We start from the raw sequence: 24,453 nt of genomic DNA on the forward strand, positions 1-24,453 counted from the left end.
TCCTCGATAGCTCAGTCGGTAGAGCGCCGGACTGTTAATCCGTAGGTCCCTGGTTCGAGCCCAGGTCGAGGAGCCAAATAAAATCAAGGGGCTACGTGCAAACGTAGCCCCTTTTCATTGGGTTGAGTCGCGGCGGATCAGCTGGGCCGGCCGAATGATCGCCGTTCGTGAGTCGCACACAGGAATGGCACTTAGTGGGCACGCCGATTGCCCTTGGCAGGACGCGCTGCGCGCTTTGTCCATTCCTCTTCAGGCTGGTGGCGCTGATCGTCCCCAACCTGCGCAATGCGCTCTACGCCGAAACCATTCAGGGTATCTCGGACGTACTGAAGCAACACAGGCTGCACCTGATGATTTCCGACAGCGGCTACTCGCTGGAAAACGGTGCAGGCCGTGTTCTTCGCCGGCGATGTGCTCGCGGCGGGTGTCGTCTTCGAAGCCCAGCGGCTCGGCATTCGCGTGCCTGCGCAGCTGGCGATTGCGGCTTCAGACGACAACGACCTGATGCAACACCTGATCCCCCCGCTCACCACGGTGAGGTTCCCTCGCTACCGCATCGGGCAGCGAAGTGCGGAGCTGATCGTCGGTCGACTGGCAGGCGAAGTCACCGGCTCTGCCCACGAGGACCTCGGCTTCGAGATAGTGCAACGCGGCAGCACCTGAAACTTGCGGGCCGCCGCGAAGATCAGCGAGCGGAACCTCCCATCGTCGCGGTGGGATTCGAGCGGCTCGCCGTTCTGTTCAGATAGGCGGCCCCGCCGTCTTCGCTGTTCAGCGCACTGACTTCCTGCCGGGATGACAGGTACTCAGCCCTCGCCTGCTCCCTCGTCAAGGTGCTGCCCTTGGGCGCAGCCTGCTTGTACGACGACGACCACGGATAGCCGCCCGGATAGGGCTTCTTCAGATCGGCGCGGACATCGTTCCGGCTGGTCGCACTCGAGAATGGGCTGGTGTCCATTGTGATGTCGTCGGCATAGGCATGCTGGGAAACGGCTGTCAAACCGGCGGCGATGCCGACGGTCGCAGCGATGAGGATGGATGCTGTCTTGCGATTCACGATTCACTCCTCGAGCGGGTGGTTAAATGGAAACCTGGCGCGTCCGCTCACACGCACTGGCCCAGTCCGGTGAGCCGCTCGTCGGCGGAGGCTCATAACGGATACACAATCGAAAAAAGCAGGAAGAAATTGATAGCAGTGCGTCGCATCATTGCAAGCTCAAACCGGTGGTTAGCGATGAAGGGCACGGTCGCGCGGCGAAGCCGCACCCAGCCTTCAGTCCGCTGTTCACGCCCTCGCGAGGTATACACACGTTCTCGCGCCAGTTTCCGATTGCGACAAACGGCCGCGTGCATTAGTTTGCCCAGATGAACCTGCCCTGGCTCGATCCCGGCGATTCGTTTCCCGATCCTTCGCAGGCCTGGGATGTCTCGCAGCCCGCCCCCGGCTTGCTCGCGGCGGGCGGCGCCCTGGACATCGACAGCCTGCATCGGGCGTATTCGTCCGGCATTTTTCCCTGGTTCAGCGAGGGCCAGCCTATCCTGTGGTGGAGCACCAATCCGCGAATGGTGCTGTTCACGGACGAGTTCAAGCTGCACCGGTCGCTGCGCAAGACCTTGGCCCGCTTCGTCGCCGATCCGCGCTTCGAGCTGAAGATGGACAGCGCTTTCAACGAAGTCATTCGGGCCTGTTCGATCAGCGAGCGGCCCGGGCAGACGGGCACCTGGATCCTGCCGCAGATGGTTGCCGCCTACGAGGCATTCCATCGGGCGGGTTTCGCGCACAGCGTCGAAGTCTGGATCGACGGCCGGCTGGCAGGCGGCCTCTACTGCGTGGCAATCGGCCAGGCGGTCTTCGGTGAATCGATGTTCACGCGCGTACCTGACGCATCCAAGATCGCGTTGGCCGGCCTCACCGCGTTTTGTCGCCACCATGGCATCGCCGTGATCGACTGCCAGCAAAACACCCAGCACCTGGCCTCGCTCGGCGCGCGCGAAATCGATCGAACCGATTTTGTGGCGCAAGTCGCACAAAACACAAAAAAACCATCGCCGCGCTGGCGGTTCGACCCCGTATACTGGAACGAACTTCTGCCGCCGAAGCCCACAGCGTGACACACCTCAAGGATCTCCCGCTACAGACTCTGCAGTTCTACGCAACGGCGCCTTATCCGTGCAGCTATCTGCCGGGCAAGCAGGCGCGCTCGCAGGTGGCAACCCCCAGCCATCTGATCCACAACGACGCATACTCCGACCTGGTCACCAGCGGCTTCCGCCGCAGCGGCATGTTCACGTACCGGCCCTACTGCGACGGCTGCCGTGCCTGCGTGCCATTGCGGGTGCTCAGCGACCAGTTCAAGCCCGATCGCAGCCAGCGCCGGGCCTGGGCCCGCCACCAGGGGCTGCAAGCCCGGGTCCTCAAACTGTGCTTCGTGCCGGAGCACTACCACCTGTACCTGCGCTATCAGACCGGGCGCCATGCCGGCGGCGGGATGGATCACGACAGCATCGACCAATACACCCAGTTCCTGCTGCAAAGCCGGGTCAACTCGCGGCTGGTGGAGTTTCGCGACACACAGGCCGATGGAACGCCGGGTGCCCTGCGCATGGTGTCCATCCTCGATGTCCTCAACGACGGTATCTCGGCGGTCTATACCTTCTACGAGCCCGATGCATCGGCAAGCTACGGCACCTACAGCGTGTTGTGGCAGATCGACCAGGCTCGCCGCCTTCGCCTGCCCCATGTCTATCTGGGTTACTGGATCGGCCAGAGCCCCAAGATGAACTACAAGGCCCGCTTCACGCCGCATGAAGTGCTGACAGACGGCCAGTGGGTTCCCGGGCCCGTCTGAAATTTCACATGATAAAATTGGGTCATGAGAAAAACAGACCCGGGCGCGCCGGTGACTCCCACGATCCAAGTGATCGAACGCATGTTCTCGCTGATCGACGTACTGGCTTCACGCGAGGAAGCCGTGTCGCTCAAAGAGATCAGCGAAAAGACCGGCCTGCACCCTTCCACCACCCATCGCATCCTGAACGACCTGGCCACCGGCCGGTTCGTTGATCGGCCCGAGGCGGGCAGCTACCGCCTGGGCATGCGCCTGCTGGAACTGGGCAACTTGGTCAAGGGCCGGTTGAACGTGCGCGATGCAGCGCTGACACCCATGCGCGAGCTGCACAAGCTGATCCAGCAGCCCGTCAACCTGAGTATGCGCCAGGGGGACGAGATCGTCTACATCGAGCGCGCCTACAGCGAGCGTTCGGGCATGCAGGTGGTCCGGGCCATCGGAGGACGGGCGCCTTTGCACCTGACTTCCACCGGCAAGCTGTTCCTGGCTGCCGACGATCCGCAGCGGGTGCGAGCCTACGCCACGCGCACCGGGCTGGCGGGACACACCAAGAACAGCATCACCCAGCTGCCTGTGCTGGAGCGCGAACTGGCCAAGGCGCGCCAGTACGGCATTGCACGCGATAACGAGGAGTTGGAATTGGGCGTGCGCTGCATGGCCGCCGGAATCTATGACGACCAGAGCAAGCTGATCGCGGGCTTGTCGATTTCAGCGCCGGCCGACCGGCTGGACGAAGGTTGGTTGAACAAGCTTCAAGCCACGGCCAACGAGATCTCGTCGGCGCTGGGGCACAAGGCCCCGAGCGTCAGAGCCGCGTAACGGCCTAGCTGTTGACCTGGCGCACCACCGTCGTGCCCGAGGGGCCGACGTTGGGATTGGCTTCCATCCATTTGCGCACGCGCTCGGCATCGCCAAGGCGGCTGAGCTTGCCGGCGGAATCGAGGAACACCATGATGAGCTTGCGCCCGGCGACCTTGGCCTGCATCACCAGGCATTGGCCGGCTTCCGAGATATAGCCCGTTTTCTGCAGGCCGATGTCCCAGCCGGGGTTCTTCACGAGCCGGTTGGTGTTGTTGTATTGCAGCGTTTGTTTGCCCACCGCGACCTGGTGGCCGGGCGAGGTGGAGAACTCACGCAGCATCGGATCGTTGTACGCGGTATTGACCAGCAGGGCCAGATCGTGAGCGCTCGACTGGTTGCGGCTGGACAGGCCCGTCGGTTCGACGTAGCGGGTATCCTTCATGCCCAGTATCTTGGCCTTGGCGTTCATCAGCGACACGAAAGCGTCCATGCCACCCGGGTAGGTGCGACCCAGCGCGTTGGCAGCGCGGTTTTCGCTGGACATCAGGGCAAGGTGCAGCAACTCGCCGCGGGTCAGCATCGCGCCAACTCTCAGGCGCGAACGGCTGCCCTTTTCGGTATCGACGTCGTCCTGGGTGATGGTGATCATCTCGTCCATCGACAGCTTGGCTTCGCTGACGAGCAGGCCGGTCATGAGCTTGGTGAGCGAGGCAATCGGCAGTACGGCCGAGTCGTTCTTGCTGAACAGCACTTCACGGGTGTCCTGGTCGATCACCAGGGCCACGCTGGACTTGAGGTCCAGCTGGTCCTGTACCGAATGCAGGCCGGCAAGCTGGCCATAAGACGGACGGGCCGGGACAGCGGCCACGTGGACCACGGACCGGCGCTTGCCCGCGGCAAAAGACCGGACCACGCGCTTGTGCTCGACTGCGGATTTCTTGGCCACGGTGCTCTTGCGGGGAGCGGCATCGGCAGCCGAAGGCGCCAGCCCTATGACCAGGGCGGCCAGGGCACAGGATTTCAGGAAGCCATTGAAGGTGAGGCTCATCGCAGACGAGGCTTTCAGATACATCAAGTACTCCCAATAACGCAACTACAACGCCCGAAGTTTACCTCAAGACGAAAAAGTTACGCAAGATCAATGACTTATGTAACTTTCCTAATTCAGCAGGTAAATTATAGGGAAACCCCTCAACCTTGTGCGGCCACTCGGTCAGCTTTACTTTGTAACTTGTTGAGAGCGCTGAGGTATGCCTTGGCGGAAGCCACCACGATGTCGGGGTCCGCGCCCACCCCATTCACCACCCTGCCCGAGTTCTGAAGGCGCACGGTGACCTCTCCCTGGCTCTCGGTCGATCCGCTGATGGCGTTGACCGAGTACAGCACCATTTCGGCCCCGCTCTTGACGTGCGATTCGATGGCCTTCAGGGATGCGTCCACCGGCCCGTTGCCGTCGGACTCGCCGCGCACCTCCTTGCCGTCGACCGTGAAAACGACCGCCGCGTGCGGCCGTTCGCCGGTTTCGCTGTGCTGCGACAACGAGACGAAGTGGTACTGCTCGTTGTCGTGGGAGACGCTTTCGTCGCTCACCAGGGCCAGGATGTCCTCGTCGAAGATGTCGCTCTTGCGGTCCGCCAGCTCCTTGAAGCGGGCGAAAGCCGTGTTGACATCGGCCTCGCTGTCGAGCGCAACGCCCAGGTCCTGCAGGCGCTGCTTGAAGGCGTTGCGGCCCGACAGCTTGCCCAGCACGATCTTGTTGGCGCTCCAGCCCACGTCCTCGGCACGCATGATCTCGTAGGTATCGCGGGCCTTGAGCACGCCGTCCTGGTGAATGCCGCTGGCATGCGCGAACGCGTTGGCGCCGACCACGGCCTTGTTGGGCTGAACGACGAAGCCGGTGGTCTGGCTCACCATGCGGCTGGCCGCGACGATGTGCTTGGTGTCGATGCCCATTTCCAGGCCGAAGTAGTCCTTGCGGGTCTTCACGGCCATCACGACTTCTTCCAGTGAGCAGTTGCCGGCCCGCTCGCCCAGGCCGTTGATGGTGCATTCGACCTGGCGCGCCCCGCCGATCTTCACCCCCGCCAGCGAGTTGGCCACCGCCATGCCCAGGTCGTTATGGCAGTGCACCGACCAGATCGCCTTGTCGGAGTTGGGGATGCGCTCGCGCAGCGTCTTGATGAAGATGCCGTAGAGCTCCGGCACGGCGTAGCCCACGGTGTCGGGCACGTTGATGGTGGTGGCGCCTTCGGCGATCACGGTCTCCAGCACCTTGCAGAGAAAGTCCATCTCGCTGCGGTAGCCGTCCTCGGGCGAGAACTCGATGTCCGCGCACAGGTTGCGGGCGAAGCGCACCGATTGCTTGGCCTGCTCCAGCACCTGATCGGGCGTCATCCGCAGCTTCTTTTCCATGTGGAGCGGCGACGTCGCGATGAACGTGTGGATGCGCGCCCGCTCCGCGCCCTTGAGCGCCTCCGCGGCGCGGGAGATGTCCCGGTCATTGGCGCGCGACAGCGAGCAGATGGTGGATTCCCTGATCGCGGCGGCGATCGCCTTCACGGCTTCGAAATCGCCGTTGGAACTGGCGGCGAAGCCCGCCTCGATGACGTCGACCTTCAGGCGCTCGAGCTGGCGGGCGATGCGCAGCTTCTCGTCCTTGGTCATGGAGGCGCCGGGCGACTGCTCGCCGTCCCGCAAGGTCGTGTCGAAAATGATCAGTTTGTCTGCCATGTGATTTCCTTCCTGCTTCCGGCCTGGGCCCGCTGCAGGCCCGAAACGATGGCCTTGAGCGAGGCTGAGACGATATTCGAATCCATCCCGACCCCGAACAGCGTCCGCTCGCCGATGCGCAATTCGAGATAGGCAACGGCCTGGGCGTTCGCGCCGGAGCCGATCGCATGCTCATGGTAGTCGAGCACGCGGATGGTTTCACCCGAAGCCGCGGCCAGCGCCTCGACGAAGGCGTCGATGGGGCCGTTGCCGGCGCCCTGCACCTTCAGGCGGCGCCCCGACACCTCAACATCGGCGGCCAGACTGACGAGCTTGCCGCCCGTGCCCTGCGCCTCCTCCAGCACCTGGTGCTGCGGCGCCGGAATGCTTTTCACGCCGTATTCGCGCTCGAACAGGTCGAACAGGTCCTGTGCCGTGAGCTCCTTGCCGGTGGCGTCCATCACGGTCTGCACGACCTGGCTGAACTCGATCTGCAGGCGGCGCGGCAGTTCCAGCCCGTACTCGCTCTCCAGCAGGTAGGAGATCCCGCCCTTGCCCGACTGGCTGTTGACGCGGATCACCGCTTCGTAGCTGCGGCCCAGGTCCTTGGGATCGAGCGGCAAGTACGGCATGTCCCAGATGTCGTCTTCCTTGCGCGCGGAAAACGCCTTCTTGATCGCGTCCTGGTGCGAGCCCGAGAACGAGGTATAGACCAGGTCGCCCGCGTAGGGATGGCGCGGATGTACCGGCAGTTGGTTGCAGTGCTCCACCGTGCGGCGGATCTCGTCGATGTCCGAGAAGTCGAGGCCGGGGTCCACGCCCTGCGAATAGAGATTCAAGGCGACGTTGACCAGGTCCAGGTTGCCGGTGCGCTCGCCGTTGCCGAACAGGCAGCCTTCCAGGCGGTCAGCGCCTGCCATGACGGCAAATTCGCCGGCGGCGGTGCCGGTACCCCGATCATTGTGCGGATGCACGGAAAGCACGATGGAGTCGCGCCGCGCCAGGTTGCGGTGCATCCACTCGATCATGTCAGCGAAGATATTCGGCGTCGAATGCTCGACCGTCGAAGGCAGGTTGACGACACACTTGTTCTGGGGCGTGGGTTGCCAGACCTCGGTCACGGCGTCCACCACGCGCTTGGCAAACGGCAATTCCGTGCCCGAGAACATCTCCGGCGAGTACTGGAAGGTCCAGCGTGTCTGCGGCTGCTGCGCGGCCAGCTCCTTGAACAGGCGGGCCTGGCTGGTCGCGAGTTCCACGATGCCGTCCTCATCCAGGCCCAGCACCACCTTGCGCATCACCGGGGCGGTCGCGTTGTAGAGGTGGACGATCACGCGCTTGGCGCCCTGGAGCGACTCGAAGGTGCGGCGGATCAGCGGCTCGCGGGCCTGGGTCAGGACCTGGATGGTCACGTCGTCGGGCACCAGGTCTTCGTCGATGAGCTTTCGAATGAAGTCGAATTCCGTCTGCGACGCCGAGGGGAAGCCCACCTCGATTTCCTTGAAGCCGATCTCCACCAGCGTCTTGAACATCCGCAGCTTGCGCGGAATGTCCATGGGCTCGATCAGCGCCTGGTTGCCGTCGCGCAGGTCGACGCTGCACCAGATCGGGGGGCGGCTCAACACCGTATCGGGCCAGGTGCGATCCGTGAGGCGCACCGGTGCGAAGGGGCGGTATTTGCTGGCGGGATTCTTCAACATGGGTTTCTCTCTTAGGGTTCAGGTGAACCAGCAGCCCCAAAACAAAACGGCCCGCTGCTGGTGCAAACGGGCCGTTGTCTGGTGATGCGCGTGCGCTACCGTCTCCGCCCGTGGGTGGATAGCAGTAGCGCCAGCGAAATTCTGTTCATGACTTGCAATGTAGCACAGTCGGCACGAGAGTGCCGTCCCGGCGCAGGCCGGGATCCAGGATTTCTATTTATGCAGGCCGCGCTCGTCCGGCTCATCCGTGGAAGTGCTGATGACGCTGGTAGGGTGGCCCTTGAACCTGCGCCACCCGTATACCGCGTAGCCGCTCAAGCCATAGACCACGAACAGGGCGAACAGCACGATGGGCGGGTCGATGTTGATGACGGCGATGCCCAGGGCGATCAGCACGATCACCGCGAAGGGCACGCTTTTCTTCATCTGCACGTCCTTGAAGCTGTAGAACGGCACGTTCGTCACCATGGTCAGGCCGGCATAGAGGGCGACGGCGAACGTGGCCCAGGAGACATCTTCGCCGGTGACGCCCATGTCGTTCATCACCCAGATGAAGCCGGCGACCAGGGCGGCGGCGGCCGGCGAAGGCAGCCCCTGGAAGTAGCGCTTGTCCACCACGGCCGTGTTGACGTTGAAGCGCGCCAACCGCAGCGCAGCGCAGGCGCAATAGACGAAAGCCGCGATCCAGCCCCAGCGTCCCAGCCCCTTCAAGCCCCACACGTAAGCGATCAGCGCGGGCGCCGCGCCGAAGGAAACCATGTCGGACAGCGAATCCATCTGTTCGCCGAAGGCGCTTTGCGTGTTGGTCATGCGCGCCACCCGGCCGTCCAGGCTGTCCAGGACCATGGCGCAGAACACGCCCACGGCCGCCTGGTCGAAGCGGCCGTTCATGGCCATCACCACGGCATAGAAGCCGCCGAACAGCGCCGCCAGCGTGAACAGGTTGGGCAGGATGTAGATGCCCTTGCGGCGCTTGCGCACAACGATGCCCTCGGTGGGCGTTTGGTTTTGTGATTCGGTGCCGTCGTGCATGCGAGGAGTTTAGGGCAAAACAAAGGCCGCTCGAGAGCGGCCTTGTTGCTTGTCATCCCGGACTCCATCCGGGATCCATGACTGCGGAAGTCCTGGATTACAGGTCAAGCCCGCAATGACAACATCTCAATTCCTCGTCTGGTCGACCAGCTTGTTCTTCTTGATCCAGGGCATCATCGCGCGCAGCGTTTCGCCCACGGTCTCGATCTGGTGCTCCGCCATCAGGCGGCGGCGCGACAGCAGCGTGGGGGCGCCGGCGCGGTTTTCCAGGATGAAGTTCTTGGCGTATTCGCCGGTCTGGATGTCCTTCAGGCACTGCTTCATGGCCTGCTTGGTGGCATCGGTCACGATCTTCGGGCCCGTCACGTACTCGCCGTATTCGGCGTTGTTGGAGATCGAGTAGTTCATGTTGGCGATGCCGCCTTCATAGATCATGTCCACGATCAACTTCAGTTCGTGCAGGCATTCGAAGTAGGCCATCTCGGGCGCGTAGCCGGCTTCCACCAGCGTCTCGAAGCCGGCCTTGATCAGTTCCACGGTGCCGCCGCACAGCACGGCCTGCTCGCCGAACAGGTCGGTTTCGGTTTCTTCGCGGAAGTTGGTCTCGATGATGCCGGCCTTGCCGCCGCCGTTGGCCATCGCGTACGACAGGGCCAGGTCACGCGCCTTGCCGCTCTTGTCCTGCTGCACGGCAACCAGGTGGGGCACGCCACCACCCTGGGTGTAGGTGCCGCGAACGGTGTGGCCGGGGGCCTTGGGAGCGACCATCCAGACGTCGAGGTCGGCGCGCGGGGTCACGAAGCCGTAGTGCACGTTGAAGCCGTGCGCGAACACCAGCGAGGCGCCCTGCTTGATATGCGGCTCGATGTCGTTTTTGTAGACGGCAGCGATCTGCTCGTCGGGCAACAGGATCATGACCACGTCGGCGGAACGCACGGCGTCGGCCACTTCGGCGACCTTCAGGCCGGCCTTTTCGACCTTGGGCCAGGAAGCCCCGCCCTTGCGCAGGCCGACCACGACCTTGACGCCGCTGTCGTTCAGGTTCTGGGCATGTGCGTGGCCTTGCGAGCCGTAACCGATGATGGCAACCGTCTTGCCCTTGATGAGGCTCAGGTCACAGTCCTTGTCGTAATAAACCTTCATGGTCTTTCTCTCCGGGTTGAAATTTGAAAAAATGGTTAGACGCGCAGGATCCGCTCGCCGCGCCCGATGCCGCTGGCACCGGTGCGAACCGTCTCCAGGATGGCGCTGCGATCGATGGCTTCCAGGAAGGCGTCGTTCTTGCCCTGGTCGCCGGTGAGTTCGATGGTGTAGCTCTTCTCGGTCACGTCGATGATGCGGCCGCGGAAGATGTCGGCCATGCGCTTCATCTCCTCGCGCTCCTTGCCGACGGCGCGCACCTTCACCATCATGAGTTCGCGCTCGGTGTAGGCGCCCTCGGTGAGGTCAACGACCTTCACGACCTCGATCAGCCGGTTCAGGTGCTTGGTGATCTGCTCGATGACGTCGTCCGAGCCCGTGGTCTGCAGCGTCATGCGCGACAGCGAAGGGTCTTCGGTTGGCGCCACGGTGAGCGATTCGATGTTGTAGCCGCGGGCCGAGAACAGGCCCACGACGCGGGAGAGAGCGCCGGGCTCGTTCTCCATCAGGACGGCAATGATGTGTTTCATGTGATGTGATTCCTCTTTTCGGTGCCCTCCCCGTCCGGCGGTAACCGGGCAGCTTGGCAGCCAATAGATTCGTCTTAGGGATTGTCTGCCGGACTTGATCCGGCATCCACGTTTACAAGTCTTCGGACCCCAGCAGCATTTCAGTAATGCCCTTGCCCGCCTTCACCATGGGGAAGACGTTCTCGGTCGGGTCGGTGCGGAAGTCCATGAAGACGGTGCGGTCCTTGAGCTTGCGCGCCTCGCGCAGCGCCGGTTCCACATCCTTCGGGTGCTCGATCAGCATGCCCACGTGGCCATAGGCCTCGGCCAGCTTCACGAAGTTGGGCAGCGCGTCCATGTAGCTGTGGCTGTAGCGGCCCTCGTAGTCGATTTCCTGCCACTGCCGCACCATTCCGAGGTAGCGGTTGTTCAGCGAAACGATCTTGATCGGCGTGTTGTACTGCAGGCAGGTGGAGAGTTCCTGGATGCACATCTGCACCGAGCCTTCGCCGGTGATGCAGAACACTTCGCTGTCGGGCTTGGCCAGCTTGATGCCCATGGCGTAGGGAATGCCCACGCCCATGGTGCCGAGGCCCCCCGAGTTGATCCAGCGGCGCGGCTCGTCGAAGCGGTAGTACTGCGCGGCCCACATCTGGTGCTGGCCCACATCGGACGTGACATAGGTGTCCACGTCCTTGGTCATGTTCCACAGCGTCTCGACCACGTACTGCGGCTTGATCACTTCCGTGTTCTTGCGGTCGTACTTCAGGCAATCCTTCTTGCGCCAGCCGTCGATGGTCTCCCACCAGGCGCCGAGGGCGTCCGCGTCGGGCCGGGTGGTCGACTCCTTGATCATGGCGATCAGTTCCGACAGCACGTCCTTGACGTCGCCCACGATCGGGATATCGACCTTCACGCGCTTGGAGATGCTGGAAGGGTCGATGTCGATGTGGATGATCTTGCGTTCGTTCTGGGCGAAGTGCTTGGGGTTGCCGATCACCCGGTCGTCGAAGCGCGCGCCCACGGCCAGCAGCACGTCGCAGTTCTGCATGGCGTTGTTGGCTTCGATGGTGCCGTGCATGCCGAGCATGCCCAGGAACTTGCGGTCGCTCGCCGGATAGGCGCCCAGGCCCATCAGCGTATTGGTGCAGGGGTAGCCCAGCATGTCGACCAGGGTGCGCAGTTCCTGGGTCGCGTTGCCCAGAATCACGCCGCCGCCGGTGTAGATGTAGGGGCGCTTGGCTGCCATGAGCAGTTGCAGCGCCTTGCGGATCTGGCCGCCATGGCCCTTGCGCACCGGGTTATAGGAGCGCATTTCCACCTTGTCGGGGTAGCCGGTGTAGGCGGTCTTGTTGAAAGACACGTCCTTCGGGATGTCCACCACCACCGGGCCGGGCCGGCCGCTGCGGGCGATGTGGAAGGCCTTCTTCATGACATCGGCCAGGTTTCGCACATCCTTGACCAGGAAGTTGTGCTTGACGATGGGCCGGGTGATACCGACGGTGTCGCATTCCTGGAAGGCATCCAGGCCGATGGCGGCCACGGGCACCTGGCCGGTGATGATGACCATCGGGATGCTGTCCATGTAGGCCGTGGCGATGCCGGTCACCGCATTGGTGACGCCGGGGCCCGAGGTGACGAGCGCGACGCCTACGTCGCCGGTGGCACGGGCATAGCCGTCGGCCGCGTGCACGGCGGCCTGCTCGTGACGCACCAGCACGTGCTGGATGGTGTCCTGCTTGTAGAACGCGTCGTAGATGTGCAACACCGCGCCGCCCGGATAGCCCCAGACGAACTTGACGTTCTCGGCCTGCAGGGTCTTGACGAGGATTTCCGCGCCGCGGAGTTCTTGCGATGAATTGGTGGCCGATGCGGCCGCTGCCGAAGCGATTTCGGCTTTGGAGATTTCCATGATGAACCTTTGCGATTTTCTCTAACGAAAAACCTAGGGTGCCCCTTCGCCCGCTCTTGTGAAGCTGCGTCGGGACTTAGAACCCAAAACCATGGGCGGGCCTATCGCACCGCCGGATCAGGGCTCGTTTGCCTTTTGACTTGCAGCCGCATTATCGCACTGCAACATGGCCAATCAATCAAAAAGATCACTTCACGATGCGATAATTTGAGGCTGTCAGTACCAAAAGCCGCGCAGCCGCGCCATAAAAGACATACCTAGGCCACCTGGGCCCAGACTCCTTGGCAACCGAACGAGAACTCTCCGACTTCCTCAAAAGCGTCGAAAAACGGGCTTTCAAGCGCTCGATCTATCACGTGCGCGACGAGGAGGCCGCCCTGGACATCGTGCAGGACAGCATGATGAAGCTGGCCGAGCACTACGGGGACAAGCCGCCCAACGAGCTGCCGATGCTCTTCCAGCGCATCCTGTCGAATTGCACCCTCGACTGGTTCCGGCGGCAGAAGACCCGAAACGCACTGTTTTCGAACATGAGCGACTTCGAATCCTCCAACGACGACGGGGATTTCGACCTGCTTGAAACTTTTTCCTTCGCCGAGGGCTCTCAGCAGGCGGAGAGCGCCGAAGACACGACGCGGCGGGCGCAGATCCTGCGGGAAATAGAGTCACAGGTCCAGGAGCTGCCAGCCCGTCAACGCGAAGCCTTCCTGATGCGTTACTGGGAGGACATGGACGTGGCCGAAACGGCGGCGGCTATGGGCTGCTCGGAAGGCAGTGTCAAGACACATTGTTCGCGTGCAGTCCAGGCCCTCAGCAAGGCGCTGAGGGCAAAGGGAATACAACTATGAGCACTACGCAACTTATCCAGTCGCAGCTAGAAGACCGGTTTGGCCGGCAGGTGGCGGCACGCCTGGCGGCCGGCACGGCCGAGATCCCCTACAACGTCACGGAGCGCCTGCGGGCTGCCCGGGTTCAGGCGGTCGCCCGCCGCAAGCAGACGCAATTGCGCACCGCCTCTTCCGTGATCTCATCCGGTGGCGCTGCCGCGCTGACCTTCGGCGACGGCGGGCAGAGCCTGTGGAACCGCATCGCTTCCGCCCTGCCGCTGATCGCCCTGGCGGCCGGCCTGATCCTGATCCACACCATCGAGAACGACCGCCGCGCCAGCGAAGTGGCCGAGGTCGATGCCGCGCTTCTCACCGATGACCTCCCGCCATCGGCCTATGCGGATCCGGGCTTTGTCCAGTTCCTGAAATCCGGGGATTGATCCGCTGGCGCCGCAAGCGATGTCTCCCTCCGCTCCCCTTTCGATGCCGTCCAGGAAAGCCGGCGCGGCCCTCGGCGTCTTGTTCGGTGCGGGCGTGTTGTGGGTCGGGCTGTTCTGCGCCCCTTGCCTGGCCACGGCCCAAGCTCAGTCACAGGCCCAGCCGTCTCCAGCCGGCTCCGTGCTGGCAAGCCCGGCCCCTGTCGCCAGGGTTGCGGCCTCGAATGCCAAACCCAACGCAAAAGCGATCACCAAACCGCTGTGGAGCGAGCTGACGCCAGCCCAGCAACAGGCACTCACCCCTTTGTCGGCCAAATGGGACACGGTCAGTGAAGCCCAGAAGCGCAAGTGGCTGGCCCTGTCCCAGAACTTTCCCAAGATGTCCGGGGCCGAGCAAGCCAAGCTGCACAGCCGCATGACCGAGTGGGTGGCACTCAGCCCCCAGCAAAGGACCCAGGCGCGCCTGAGCTTCGGCGAGACCAAGCAGTTGTCGCCCGACGACAAGAAGGCCAAGTGGGAGGCCTACCAGGCACTGACGCCGGAACAAAAAAGCAAACTCGCCGCCGGGGCCGCCAAGCCACCCCAAACGGCAGCGGCTGTGAAGCCCGTGGCCCCCGACAAGCTGGCAACCCTGCCGAAGGCCAAACCAAGGCAGGAAAGCAAGACGCCCCGCATCGCCGCGGCGCCCAACCAGGTGGACCACAACACCTTGCTGCCCCAGCAGGCGCCGGTTCCCCCGTTTGCCCCGGTGAACTGAAATCTGTAGCCATGGCGGATGAACTTCCGGGCATTGCCGCGCCCGACCCCCTGATCGCACCCAGCCTGCCGCGCCGCATGGCTTGCTGGCTCTACGAGGGCATGCTGTTGTTCGCAGTGGTATTCGTCGCCGGCTGGCTGTTCAGCACGCTCGGCCAGATGCGCGATTCCATGGATGCCCGTCGCCCCCTGCTCCAGGCTTTTCTGGTCATTGTCTTCGCTGTCTATTTCGCCTGGTTCTGGTCCAAGGGCCAGACACTGGCCATGAAGACCTGGAACATCCGTGTGGTGGACCGCGCGGGCCGGCCCCTGAGCCAGGGACGCGCCCTGCTGCGCTACGCTTTCAGCTGGCTATGGTTCCTGCCGCCGCTGGCAGCGGTGGCGCCCTTCAAACTGGGCGGCGCCCAGATCGCGGTCGTGGTGCTGGGCTGGGTTGCCGTGTGGGCCGTGCTGAGCCGGTTCCACCCGCAGCGCCAGTTCTGGCACGACGCACTCGCCGGCACGCGCCTCATACCTTCAGCGCCCCTCAGCCGCTGACGGCGGCTTCGTCATTTTGGTGGGCGACAATCCGCTCATGCCCTCTTTTTCCCTTTGTGTCTATTGTGGCTCCCGCCTGGGTACGACGCCGGGCTTCACTGCCGTGGCAGCCGACGTGGGCCGCTGGATCGGCGAGCACGGCGGCCAGCTGGTGTACGGCGGCGGCAATGCGGGCCTGATGGGCGTGGTGGCCACTGCCACGCTCGCGGCGGGCGGCCGGGTGGTGGGCGTCATTCCCCATGCCCTGGTCGAAAAGGAATTGGCCAAACTTGACTGCACCGAGCTGCACGTGGTGGACAACATGCACGAGCGCAAGCGCATGATGGCCGAGCGGGCCGATGCCTTCTTGGCCCTGCCGGGCGGGATCGGCACGTTCGAGGAGTTGTTCGAGGTCTGGACCTGGCGCCAGCTGGGTTACCACGACAAGCCGATCGGGTTGCTGAACGTGGACGGCTACTACGACCCGTTGCTGGCCTTCCTGGCATCGAGCGTGCGCCACAGCTTCATGAGCGACTGGCAGATGGACCTGATCCGCGTTGGCGACGACGCGCCGGCCCTGCTGAACCGGCTGATAGAGGCCGCCGCCGTCGCTTCCCCACGCACCAGCCTGTCCCAGATCTGACGGCGCACGCCTATACTGGGCGGAAAAGAAAAAGCGAGAGCGATCCCCCAATGCTGGCGGCGGAAAAGATCAGACGTCTGAACCGCCTCTATGCCGTTTCCAGCGGCATCAATGAGGCGATCGTCCGCGTGCCCGACGAGCGGCAACTGTATGTGGAGGCCTGCCGGATCGCTGTCGAGCGCGGTGGCTTCATGATGGCCTGGGTCGGCCGCGACACTACCGCCCTGGGCCGGCTAGAGCCGGTGGCGCGCTGGGGCAAGGATGACGGCTACGTCGATTCGATCCGCATCAGTACCGATCCACAGCGCCGCGAGGGCCTGGGGCCGGGCGGCACCGCCTTTCGCACGGGCCAGCCCGCCGTTTGCAACGACATCGAGGCCGACCACGAATTCTTCGCCTTCCGTAAGGAAGCGCTGGCCCGGGGCTATCGCAGCTGCGCGGCTTTCCCGCTCAAGCTCGAAGGCAGTCCGGTCGCTGTTTTCCTGGTTTACGCGGCCGAGCCGCTGTACTTCGACGACGCCGAACTGGCACTACTCGCTTCGCTGGCCGACAATTTCTCCTTTGCCATCGAGGCGCGGGAAAAGGACCGGCAGCGGGCGCGGATGGAGGCCGCACTGCGGGCGAGCGAGGCACGGCTGCGAGCGGTGGTGGACAACGAGCCCGAGTGTGTCAAGACCGTCTCGCTCAAGTGCGAATTGCTCGACATCAACCCAGCCGGCCTGAAGATGATCCAGGCGCCCTCGCTCGAGGCCGTGCTGGGCAAGAACGTGCTGGATTTCATTCATCCGGAGGACCGCGACGCATACCTGGCGCTGCACCAGCGCGTCTGCGCGGGCGAAACCGGGCAGCTGCAGGTCCGTGCGATGGGGATGCAGGGAAGCATGGTCTGGATGGATACCCATGCCGTCCCGTTGCGCGACGAGGACGGCACCATCTCCAAAGTTCTGTACGTGACGCGCGATGTCACCCAGCAACGTGCGTCGCTGGAGCGCCTGCAGCACAACCAGGCGCTCTTGAGCATGGCCAGCCGGCTGGGCCGTATGGGAGCCTGGGAGGTGGATCTGTCCACGATGGCAGTCACCTGGTCGGACGAACTGAGTGTCATCCTCGAAATGCCTGCGGGCTATCCGCTGTCGTTCCCCGAAGCGATCGAGTTTTACGCGCCCGAGCATCGTGCTGCCGTGACCGAGGCTTTCTGGGCTTGCGCAGAGAAGGGCACCCCCTTCGACCTGGAGCTGGAGATCGTGACCGGCAGCGGGCGCAAGCTGGGCGTGAGGTCCATGGGGGAGGCGGTGCGCGACTCGTCCGGCGCCATTTGCCGGGTGCAAGGGGCGTTCCAGGACATCACCGACCGCAAGGTCGCTGAAGAAGAGATCCACCAGCTCGCCGAACAGTTGACCACGACGCTGGAAAGCATCACCGACGCCCTCGTGACCGTCGACCGCGACTGGCGCTTCACCTACATCAACCATGAAGCCGAGCGCGTGCTGCGCCGCTCGCGTGCGGAACTGCTGGGCACGGCCATGTGGGATCAGTTTCCGGAAGGCCGCGGCACGCCGTTCGACGAGGCCTACCAGAAGGCGCTGAGCGAAGGCCGGACAGTCGAGTTGGAGGCCTTCTACCCGCCGCTGGATACCTGGCTGGAGATTCGCGCGTACCCGTCGCCGCAGCGCGGCCTCACCATCTATTTCCGGGATATCGGCGAACGGCGCGCAGCCCAGGACGAGATCATGCGGCTCAATGCCGAACTGGAGCAGCGCGTGCGCCAGCGTACTGCCCAGCTCGAACTGGCCAACCAGGAGCTGCAGGCGTTTTCATATTCCGTGGCGCACGATCTTCGGGCGCCGCTGGCGGCGATCGGCGGCTTCGGCCACGCACTCGAACAGGAATTGGGCAGCGCTCCCAGCGAGCGGGCCTTGCACTACCTCAGCCGCATGCGCCAGGGCGCGGTACGCACCTCCGACATGATCGACGCATTGCTGTCCCTGGCACAGCTCACCCGCACAGAGCTGCGCTGGGAAGCGGTCGATCTCTCGGCCCTGGCCGAGTCCGCGGCTCAATCCTGCCACGAGCAGGCGCCCGGCCAGAAGGCCGCGTACGCGGTCCAGCCCGGCCTGCGGGTACACGGCGACCCCAGGCTGCTCGCACTGGTGATGGACAACCTGCTGGGCAACGCCTGGAAGTTCACGGCCGGGCAGCCGCGGCCCCGGATCGAGGTGGGCAGCCAGCTGGGCCCGGAAGGCGAGACCATCTATTTCGTGCGGGACAACGGCGTGGGGTTCGACATGGCCTATGCCAACAACCTGTTCGGCGCGTTCCAGCGCCTGCATTCGCAATCGGAGTTTGTCGGCTCGGGGATCGGGCTGGCCAACGTGCGCCGGATCATCTCCAGGCACACGGGCCGCATCTGGGCTCATTCGCAGCCCGGCCGCGGCGCCACCTTCTACTTCACGCTGGGCAGCGAGCCCGCCTGAGGCTATTCACCCCGGCTCAGACTGCCGACTCGTCCGTCTCGCCGGTGCGGATGCGAACGACGCGCTCGACGCTGGTGATGAAGATCTTGCCGTCGCCGATCTTGCCCGTGCGCGCGGCCTTCACGATGGCATCGACGCAGCGCTCGACGTCATCATCTTTCACGACCACTTCCACCTTCACCTTGGGCAGGAAGTCCACCACGTACTCGGCACCGCGGTACAACTCGGTATGGCCCTTCTGGCGGCCGAAGCCCTTGACCTCGGTGACGGTGAGACCGGTCACACCGCAATCGGCGAGGGCCTCGCGAACCTCCTCGAGCTTGAACGGTTTGACGACGGCGGTGATCTGTTTCATGACGGGCCCATCTTTCTATGCACGGAATTTACCGGTAATAGGATAACGCCAATCCTTGCCAAAGCTGCGATGGGTGACCCGGATGCCCACCGGAGCCTGCCGGCGCTTGTATTCATTGACCCGGATCAGGCGGGCCACGCGCTCCACCACGGCGCGCTCGAACCCCGCCGCGATGATCTCCTCCACCCCCTGGTCGTTCTCCATGTAGCGCTCCAGGATCGCGTCCAGCACTTCGTAAGGCGGCAGGCTGTCCTGGTCCACCTGGTCGGGCCGCAGCTCGGCACTGGGTGGGCGCGTGATGATGCGATCGGGGATGGGGCTGATCCCGGCGCCATAAGGATCGTGAATGTTGCGCCAGCGGGCGAGCCGGAACACCGTCGTCTTGAGCAGATCCTTGATCACGGCGAAACCGCCGGCCATGTCGCCGTACAGAGTGCAATAGCCGGTGGCCATTTCGCTCTTGTTGCCGGTCGTGAGCACGATGCTGCCGAACTTGTTGGACAGCGCCATGAGGAACACGCCCCGGATGCGGGCCTGGATGTTCTCCTCGGTGGTGTCCTCGGGCAGGCCCTTGAATTCCTGCGCCAGCGACGCCTTGAAGGCCTCGAACTCGGGAATGATGGATATCTCGTCGTAGCGCACGCCCAGCCGCGCCGCCATGTCGCGCGCGTCTATCCATGAGATGTCCGCCGTGTAGGGCGAAGGCATCATCACCGCGCGCACCTTGTCGCGTCCCAGGGCATCCACCGCAACGGCCAGGACCAGGGCCGAATCGATGCCGCCCGACAGGCCCAGCAACACGCCGGGAAAGCCGTTCTTGCCTATGTAGTCGCGCACGCCCAGCACCAGTGCGTCCCACAGGTCGGCTTCGGGGCTGCGCTCGTGCATCAGATGGGCGCCGAGCGTGAGGCGCCCGCCTACCCGCTCGGTTTGCACATGAAAGAGGTCTTCCTGGAAGCCCGGGGCGCGGCCGGCCAGCGAACCGTCGGCGTTCACGGCGAAGGATGCGCCATCGAACACCACCTCGTCCTGGCCACCCACGAGGTGCGCATAGACCACCGGCAGATCCAGCGCGCGAGCCCGCTCGGCCATGCGCGCCACGCGCTCGCCGCCCTTGCCCACGTGGAACGGCGATGCGTTGATGACGGCCAGCAGTTCGGCGCCCGCTTCCTTGGCGAGCAAGCCAGGCTCGTCGAACCAGGCGTCCTCGCAGATCAGCAGGCCTACGTTGACACCCTCGACCTGGAACACGCACGTGCCCTGGCCGGGCGTGAAATAGCGTCGCTCGTCGAAAACCTGGTAGTTGGGCAGTTCGCGCTTGGCGTAGGTCTCCAGCACCCGGCCCTCGCTGAGCACGCTGGCCGCGTTGAAGCGGCGCTGCACGGCCACCGACTTGCTGCGGATATCGCTCCCCGTGGGATGGCCGACCACCACATGCAGGCCTTTTAACCCGGCGAGCTCGCGGGCCACGGTTTTCACGGCATCATCGCAAGAAGCGATGAACGCCGGCCGCAGGAACAGGTCCTCGGCCGCGTAGCCGCAAATGGACAGCTCGGGCGTGAGCACGAGGCGTGCGCCCTGGGCGTAGGCCGATCGCGCCGCGGTGATGATCTTTTGCGCGTTGCCGGCCATGTCGCCCACCACGAAATTCAGCTGGGCAATACAAAGTTTTAGAGTCATAGCAGCAGTGAAAAACAGCTCGAACGATTATGTCATCCAGGTGCTGGGTTCGCCGGCCGACCTGGACTCCGGGGAATGGAACGCCTTGCTTGCCCGGCAAGAAGCGCCGAGCCCGTTCATGCGCCTGGAGTACCTCGCCGCGATGGAACAAAGCAAGAGCGCCACGCCGGCGACGGGGTGGACGCCACGCTTTTTCACCTTGCGGCGCGAGGGACAGCTGGTCGCGGGCTGCGCGCTCTACCTCAAGGACCACTCCTACGGCGAATACGTGTTCGATTGGGCCTGGGCCAACGCCTACGAGCAGCATGGGCTGGCTTACTACCCCAAGGCGGTGATAGCGACGCCCTTCACGCCCGTGCCCGGCGCGCGCCTGCTCGCCGTGGACGCGCACGCCCGGCAGGCGCTGATCGATGCCGTCGTCCAGTGGTGCCGCAAGCAGAAACTCTCTTCGCTGCACCTGCTTTTCGCGGGCGAGGAGGACACTGCGGCCTGCGCGGCCGCCGGCCTGATGCTGCGCCACACGGTGCAGTTCCACTGGACCAACACCGGCTGGACGGATTTCGACGCTTTCCTGGCCAGCCTGGCACATGACAAGCGCAAGAAGATTCGCCAGGAGCGGCGCAAGGTGGCGCAGGCGGGCGTGGCTTTCCGCTGGGCCAGGGGCGCCGACATCGCGCCGGCCGACTGGGACTTCTTCTACCGCTGCTACGAGCGCACCTACTACGAGCACGGCAACTTGCCCTACCTCAAGCGCGACTTCTTCCGGCGCATGGCCCGCGAGATGCCCGAAAACTGGCTGCTGTTTGTTGCCGAGCAGGCGGGCAAGCCGATTGCCAGCAGCCTGATCGCACTGGAGACTACGCAGTCCGGCGAAAAGGTGGCGTATGGGCGCTATTGGGGAGCATTGGCGCGGGTGGACTGCCTGCATTTCGAGGCCTGCTACTACCAGCCGCTGCAGTGGTGCATCGCCAACGGCTGGGACCGCTTCGAGGGCGGCGCCCAGGGGGAACACAAGATGGCGCGCGCACTGATGCCGGTGAAAACCACCAGTGCCCACTGGCTGGCGCAGCCCGCTTTCGCCGACGCGGTGGAACGCTTCCTCGAGCGCGAGGGCGAGGGTATCGCCAACTACCTGGAACACCTCGAGCAGCGCAGCCCGTTCCGGCAGGGCTAAGGCCGAGCTCCTGAAGAGCCCGCTCTGCTTGCCGTCCCTCCGGCGACCATTCCGGAAGCCCGCCGCTGGCACACTGGCAGGATGAAATCGCTCAGCGGCCTCGATGCCACCTTCCTGTACCTGGAAACGCCCGAAACCCCCATGCACGTGGGTTCGCTCAACCTGTACGAGCTGCCCAAGGGCTTCAAGGGGAGCTTTCACAAGGCGGTGCAGCAGCACATTGCGAAGCGCATGCACCTGGCGCCCATCTTCAGCCGACGCCTGGCCTTCATGCCGTTCGACCTGGGCCACCCGATCTGGGTCGAGGCCGACGAGGTGGATCTGGACTTCCATATCCGCAAGGTCCCGGGCAAGCAGCTCAGCGTCAGGCAGGCCGAGGCGATGGCCGCCAAGCTGCACGGCCAGCTGATAGACCGCGAGCACCCGCTGTGGGAGTTCCATGTGTTCGACGACATCAAGGCGCCGGCGGCGATGGGGATCGAAGGCAAGCTGGTGGGGTTCTATTCCAAGATCCACCATGCCGCGCTCGACGGCAAGGGCGGCACGGTACTCGCCAACGCGGTGCTGGACCTGAGCGCCGTCCCCCGTGAGGTGGCGCCGGCCGACGGTCCGCGCAAGGGCCGCACGGCGGGCGACCTGAAGATCGGCGAGATGATAGGCGCGGTGTTCTCCAATTCTCTGGCGCAGTACGCCAAGCTCGCCCGGTCCTTGCCGGCGGCGGCCACCTCGCTCGGCGGCGCCGTGGCCCGGCAATCGGTGACCGGCGGGGAGAAGGGCCTCACCAGCCTGCGGCCCAAGTCGCCGATCAGCCTGGCGCCCAAGACAGTCTTCAACGTCGGCATCACGCGCCACCGGGTGTTCGCCACGGCCAGTGTCCCGTTCGCGGAGTCCAAGGCCATGGCCAAGGTGGTGGGCGGCACTTTCAACGACATCGTGCTGTGGATCTGTTCGACGGCGCTGCGCAGCTACCTGGCCAAGCACGCCACCCTGCCGAAGAAGCCGCTGATCGCAGCCATGCCGGTCAGCCTGCGCGAGGAAAGCAACAAGGAGCTGAACAACCAGGCCTCGATCTCCGTGGTGGACCTGGGCACGCATCTGGCTCATCCGATGAAGCGGATGAACGCCATCATGGCGTCGACCGCGAAAGTCAAGGAAGCCCTGCTCAACCTGAAGTCCGTGCTGCCGACCGACTACCCTTCCCTCCTCTCACCCTGGGTGATGGGCGGCGCAGCCAAGGCCCTGTTCAAGACCTACGGCAAGAGCGGCATCGCCGGCAAGCTGCCCACGGTGGCAAATCTCGCGATCAGCAACGTGCCCGGACCCCAGGTGCCGCTGTACCTCGCGGGCGCACGCATGGTCACCTTCCATCCCTTGTCCATCGTGCTGCACGGCCTGGCGCTGAACATCACGATCCAGACCTACGCGGGCAGGGTCGATTTCGGCGTCATCGCCGACAAGAAAGCCGTTCCGCACGTGCAGGACCTTGCGGACGCGCTCGAGGCGGCGTTCGAAGAGGCCAAAACACTGTTCGTGCCCGAGCCTGTTGCCACGCCCGCCGCGAAGCCAGTCGCGAAGCGCAAGGCCACGGTCGCGCCGCGGCGCCGAGCGACAGCCTGAAAACTGGTAGTTACCCCCGCACGTCGCGTCGCGCACGCGACGAAATTGAAGACGGCCCACTCTAAAGCGGTGCCGGCGTCAGCGGTGGCGCATGCAAACGCTGCTACGGTGCATCTGGGCCGCCCGCAGGATTTTCAGAGGCGCAGCGGCCTGAACACTACAAGGAAAGCAGCATCCAATGCTTATGGCAACTTCAAGACGGACTCTCAACCAGGACCTCCCTCCTCCCAACCTGGCCCTGCTTGCGCTCGAATGCAGGGCGCCGCTCGAATTCGGGGCGCTGCTGCCGGCCTGGCCGGCGCTGCAGCGAGCACCGCGTGGCGATGGCCACAGCGTGCTCGTGTTTCCCGGCCTGTCGGCCAGCGACGCGACCACTTATCCCCTGCGCGGCTACCTCACTTCGCTCGGCTACGCCTGCGAGGGCTGGAGCCAGGGCTTCAACTTCGGCCCGCGTGCCGGCGTGCTAGAGGCTGCCCGGCGCGGACTGGAGCGGGCATGCGACGCCAGCGGCTGCAAAGTCAGCCTGATCGGCTGGAGCCTCGGCGGCGTTTATGCGCGCGAGCTGGCCAAGACAGCGCCCCACCTCGTGCGCGACGTGATCACGATGGGCTCCCCGTTCGCGGGTCCGCCCAAGTCGACCAACGCCTGGCGCATCTATGAGCTGACCAGCGGGCGCAGCATCGAGCACGAGCATGAGCAGTTCGACCTGCCCACGGCGCCGCCCGTGCCCACCACCAGCGTCTATTCGCGCAGCGACGGCATCGTGGCATGGCAGGGCAGCGTGCAGCAGCCCGACCATGGCCAGACCGAGAACATCGAGGTCGTTGCCAGCCATATCGGCCTGGGCCTGAACCCCAGCGCCTGGTGGGCGGTGGCCGACCGCCTGGCCCAGCCCGAAGGGCAGTGGCGGCCGTTCGACCGGACTGGGCTCTACGGATTGAAGAGCTTCATCTATCCGGATCCGAATCGGGGCTGATCCGCGCCGGAACGGGCCGACACCGGTACGACCGCCACACTGACACCGACGTCGGCGCACCCAGGGCTGAATGGCGCCATGAAAGCGCCTTTCATGCCCAACAGGAAGCTGATCCGCCGCGAGCACGTCGACTCCACAGCGCTGCGCAGCGTGGGCTATGACGCCCAGCGCGCGGTGCTACAGGTCGAGTTGTTGGAAGGCGCGATATACGACTACCTGGGCGTTCCGGCAGAAGAATACGCAGCGTTCATGAAAGCCGGTTCCAAAGGCCGGTACTACAGTCGCGTCTTCAAGCCGAAGGGCTACCAGCCGTATCTGGTCCGCGAGCGAGCCACGGCCTGATCCG

At 64.3% G+C, this 24,453-nt stretch carries 24 protein-coding genes and 1 tRNA gene; 15 read left to right on the top strand and 10 right to left on the bottom strand.

Going from position 1 to position 24,453, the window contains the following annotated elements:
- Together HNE04_RS01870 and HNE04_RS01875 are read left to right on the top strand one after the other, a co-directional pair.
- Positions 1-76, top strand: a tRNA-Asn gene (locus tag HNE04_RS01870).
- A 308-nt stretch (positions 77-384) separates the two neighbouring features.
- Positions 385-663 carry a substrate-binding domain-containing protein gene (locus HNE04_RS01875; RefSeq protein WP_328700244.1) on the top strand — a complete coding sequence of 93 codons (279 nt, stop codon included), beginning with the start codon at positions 385-387 and terminating at the stop codon, positions 661-663.
- 22 nt (positions 664-685) lie between these two features.
- On the opposite strand, the gene HNE04_RS01880 is transcribed toward HNE04_RS01875, so the two are convergent.
- Positions 686-1,057: a hypothetical protein gene (locus HNE04_RS01880; protein WP_172216225.1), complete on the bottom strand. Its 372-nt coding sequence runs from the start codon at positions 1,055-1,057 to the stop codon at positions 686-688.
- A 308-nt stretch (positions 1,058-1,365) separates the two neighbouring features.
- Here HNE04_RS01880 and aat point away from each other — a divergent pair, with 308 nt between their 5' ends.
- Genes aat through HNE04_RS01895 form a run of 3 tightly spaced genes read left to right on the top strand, consistent with a single transcriptional unit; the run spans position 1,366 to position 3,668 of the window.
- Entirely contained in the window at positions 1,366-2,112 is a 747-nt protein-coding gene (gene aat, locus HNE04_RS01885) for a leucyl/phenylalanyl-tRNA--protein transferase (protein WP_172216227.1), read from the top strand.
- Complete coding sequence (locus HNE04_RS01890; RefSeq protein WP_172216229.1) at positions 2,109-2,849, top strand: arginyltransferase; 741 nt, start codon at positions 2,109-2,111, stop codon at positions 2,847-2,849. The genes aat and HNE04_RS01890 overlap by 4 nt, the downstream gene beginning before the upstream one ends.
- 24 nt (positions 2,850-2,873) lie before the next feature.
- Positions 2,874-3,668, top strand: a complete 795-nt coding sequence (locus HNE04_RS01895) for an IclR family transcriptional regulator (protein ID WP_172216231.1) — start codon at positions 2,874-2,876, stop codon at positions 3,666-3,668.
- Positions 3,669-3,672: 4 nt separating this feature from the next.
- On the opposite strand, the gene pbpG is transcribed toward HNE04_RS01895, so the two are convergent.
- The 7 genes from pbpG to HNE04_RS01930 all read right to left on the bottom strand — a co-directional run bounded on the left by pbpG (position 3,673) and on the right by HNE04_RS01930 (position 12,652).
- A complete protein-coding gene (gene pbpG / locus HNE04_RS01900) occupies positions 3,673-4,722 on the bottom strand; it encodes a D-alanyl-D-alanine endopeptidase (RefSeq protein ID WP_407926579.1) in 1,050 nt (349 codons plus the stop codon).
- A gap of 119 nt (positions 4,723-4,841) precedes the next feature.
- Positions 4,842-6,380, bottom strand: coding sequence for a 2-isopropylmalate synthase (locus tag HNE04_RS01905; RefSeq protein WP_172216233.1), 1,539 nt, complete (start codon positions 6,378-6,380; stop codon positions 4,842-4,844).
- Positions 6,365-8,059, bottom strand: a complete 1,695-nt coding sequence (leuA, locus tag HNE04_RS01910; protein WP_172216234.1) for a 2-isopropylmalate synthase — start codon at positions 8,057-8,059, stop codon at positions 6,365-6,367. Before leuA ends, HNE04_RS01905 begins: the two co-directional genes overlap by 16 nt.
- A 213-nt stretch (positions 8,060-8,272) precedes the next feature.
- Positions 8,273-9,091, bottom strand: a complete 819-nt coding sequence (pssA, locus tag HNE04_RS01915; RefSeq protein ID WP_172216236.1) for a CDP-diacylglycerol--serine O-phosphatidyltransferase — start codon at positions 9,089-9,091, stop codon at positions 8,273-8,275.
- Positions 9,092-9,217: 126 nt separating this feature from the next.
- On the bottom strand, positions 9,218-10,234 hold the full coding sequence (gene ilvC, locus HNE04_RS01920; RefSeq protein WP_172216238.1) for a ketol-acid reductoisomerase: 1,017 nt from the start codon (positions 10,232-10,234) through the stop codon (positions 9,218-9,220).
- A 35-nt stretch (positions 10,235-10,269) separates the two neighbouring features.
- On the bottom strand, positions 10,270-10,761 hold the full coding sequence (ilvN, locus tag HNE04_RS01925) for an acetolactate synthase small subunit (RefSeq protein WP_172216240.1): 492 nt from the start codon (positions 10,759-10,761) through the stop codon (positions 10,270-10,272).
- Between the two features lie 112 nt (positions 10,762-10,873).
- Positions 10,874-12,652 (bottom strand): acetolactate synthase 3 catalytic subunit, encoded by a 1,779-nt coding sequence (locus tag HNE04_RS01930; protein WP_172216242.1) that lies wholly within the window; start codon positions 12,650-12,652, stop codon positions 10,874-10,876.
- Positions 12,653-12,933: 281 nt separating this feature from the next.
- Between HNE04_RS01930 and HNE04_RS01935 the strand changes: the two genes are divergently transcribed.
- The 6 genes from HNE04_RS01935 to HNE04_RS01960 are packed head-to-tail and all read left to right on the top strand — an operon-like array spanning position 12,934 to position 18,305.
- Entirely contained in the window at positions 12,934-13,500 is a 567-nt protein-coding gene (locus HNE04_RS01935) for an RNA polymerase sigma factor (protein WP_172216244.1), read from the top strand.
- A complete protein-coding gene (locus tag HNE04_RS01940; protein WP_172216246.1) occupies positions 13,497-13,919 on the top strand; it encodes a DUF3619 family protein in 423 nt (140 codons plus the stop codon). The genes HNE04_RS01935 and HNE04_RS01940 overlap by 4 nt, the downstream gene beginning before the upstream one ends.
- A gap of 43 nt (positions 13,920-13,962) precedes the next feature.
- Complete coding sequence (locus HNE04_RS01945) at positions 13,963-14,673, top strand: DUF3106 domain-containing protein (RefSeq protein ID WP_172216247.1); 711 nt, start codon at positions 13,963-13,965, stop codon at positions 14,671-14,673.
- A gap of 11 nt (positions 14,674-14,684) precedes the next feature.
- Entirely contained in the window at positions 14,685-15,209 is a 525-nt protein-coding gene (locus HNE04_RS01950; protein ID WP_172216248.1) for an RDD family protein, read from the top strand.
- Positions 15,210-15,246: 37 nt separating this feature from the next.
- Positions 15,247-15,831: an LOG family protein gene (locus HNE04_RS01955; RefSeq protein WP_172216249.1), complete on the top strand. Its 585-nt coding sequence runs from the start codon at positions 15,247-15,249 to the stop codon at positions 15,829-15,831.
- A gap of 50 nt (positions 15,832-15,881) precedes the next feature.
- Positions 15,882-18,305, top strand: coding sequence for a PAS domain-containing protein (locus HNE04_RS01960; protein ID WP_172216250.1), 2,424 nt, complete (start codon positions 15,882-15,884; stop codon positions 18,303-18,305).
- Positions 18,306-18,321: 16 nt separating this feature from the next.
- Here the strand turns inward: HNE04_RS01960 and HNE04_RS01965 are convergent, their stop codons facing one another.
- Together HNE04_RS01965 and HNE04_RS01970 are read right to left on the bottom strand one after the other, a co-directional pair.
- Positions 18,322-18,660 (bottom strand): P-II family nitrogen regulator, encoded by a 339-nt coding sequence (locus tag HNE04_RS01965; protein WP_172216251.1) that lies wholly within the window; start codon positions 18,658-18,660, stop codon positions 18,322-18,324.
- Positions 18,661-18,675: 15 nt separating this feature from the next.
- Entirely contained in the window at positions 18,676-20,340 is a 1,665-nt protein-coding gene (locus HNE04_RS01970; protein ID WP_172216252.1) for an NAD+ synthase, read from the bottom strand.
- 7 nt (positions 20,341-20,347) lie between these two features.
- Between HNE04_RS01970 and HNE04_RS01975 the strand changes: the two genes are divergently transcribed.
- The 4 genes from HNE04_RS01975 to HNE04_RS01990 all read left to right on the top strand — a co-directional run bounded on the left by HNE04_RS01975 (position 20,348) and on the right by HNE04_RS01990 (position 24,449).
- Positions 20,348-21,514, top strand: coding sequence for a GNAT family N-acetyltransferase (locus tag HNE04_RS01975; protein WP_328700245.1), 1,167 nt, complete (start codon positions 20,348-20,350; stop codon positions 21,512-21,514).
- A gap of 81 nt (positions 21,515-21,595) precedes the next feature.
- Entirely contained in the window at positions 21,596-23,131 is a 1,536-nt protein-coding gene (locus tag HNE04_RS01980; protein WP_172216255.1) for a wax ester/triacylglycerol synthase family O-acyltransferase, read from the top strand.
- 178 nt (positions 23,132-23,309) lie between these two features.
- On the top strand, positions 23,310-24,107 hold the full coding sequence (locus tag HNE04_RS01985) for an alpha/beta hydrolase (protein ID WP_207717397.1): 798 nt from the start codon (positions 23,310-23,312) through the stop codon (positions 24,105-24,107).
- 78 nt (positions 24,108-24,185) lie between these two features.
- Positions 24,186-24,449 (top strand): KTSC domain-containing protein, encoded by a 264-nt coding sequence (locus tag HNE04_RS01990; protein WP_207717398.1) that lies wholly within the window; start codon positions 24,186-24,188, stop codon positions 24,447-24,449.
- Positions 24,450-24,453 lie beyond the last annotated feature (4 nt).

Source organism: Caenimonas soli, assembly GCF_013155545.1.
GTDB classification, from domain to species: Bacteria; Pseudomonadota; Gammaproteobacteria; order Burkholderiales; family Burkholderiaceae_C; genus Ramlibacter; species Ramlibacter soli.